The 865-nt window shown below is 45.7% G+C and carries 1 protein-coding gene and 1 pseudogene; both read right to left on the reverse strand.

Annotation, left to right across the window (positions count from 1 at the left end; all coding sequences use genetic code 11):
• Positions 1 to 234, reverse strand: a pseudogene (locus tag A3762_RS03890) (FAD-binding protein); the annotation flags it as partial.
• Positions 235 to 236: 2 nt separating this feature from the next.
• Positions 237 to 605, reverse strand: coding sequence for a cytochrome c5 family protein (locus tag A3762_RS03895; RefSeq protein ID WP_068478255.1), 369 nt, complete (start codon positions 603 to 605; stop codon positions 237 to 239).
• Between the last annotated feature and the right edge of the window lie 260 nt (positions 606 to 865).

The raw sequence follows: 865 nt of genomic DNA on the forward strand, positions 1-865 counted from the left end.
GACGAGTGCTGTAAAGGAATGTCCTGAGCCTACAGAGCGCATTTTTCCTTGGTTGTTGCGCAGCCATGTTTGCAGATCCGCTAAACTTTGCGGCGCAATACGTGCACTCGGTACGCAGCGTTGATTGCCTGACCAGTTTTTCCACGCCAGTGCAGAAGTCGATAACGCAATATTGGGTACGGCGCTCGATAAACATGCAGCAACCATCGATTTTAGTAAGTCTCTGCGCTGCATAGCTATTTCTCCGCTTCGTGTTTTTGAGTGTTTGGAGATTGCGCGAGATAAAGCACTAAATCATTTAAATCAGATTCTGAACAGTCAAAGCATTGGCCTAACGGAGGCATTCCCGCATAGCCATCAATGACCCGAGTCATAATTAAATCCATTGGCTTGCCGAAGACAATTTGCCAGTCTTGATACGCACCGCGTTGCGGTGCGCCGCTTGCTTTTTGTTCGTGACAAACTTTGCAGCTCGCTTCGTATTTATTGAGCTGAACTTGGCTCAAGCTCACATTAGGTATTTGAATGGCTTGTTGACTGCAAGCGCTCAATAATACGCCGATGGACAGCACACAAAGCATCGAAAGAGAGCGACGGTAATTCATAATTATTCATCTTAATTTTTGTATGTCGCCAAATATACCGAGCGCCATGATGAAGGCTCTAGTCCATTGCGGCCATTCTGTCCGAACTTATAGAGTCACTATGACTAACTTCAAGCCTTTTTCATTCTCTAGCTCTTCAATTTCTGGAGCGCGTGCAATGACTTCAAGTGTTGCTTTTCCATCGAAGTACTCGTCGAGGTCAGCCATAAATTGGTCAATACTGATTTGTGGATGGTTGAGACAACACAGCAATGTTCCAC

The organism is Oleiphilus sp. HI0125, assembly GCF_001635355.1.

Excerpts from the sequence above, each read along its gene's own strand:
- A3762_RS03895 (WP_068478255.1), bottom strand. The coding sequence starts at position 605 with ATGAATTACCGTCGCTCTCTTTCGATGCTTTGTGTGCTGTCCATCGGC.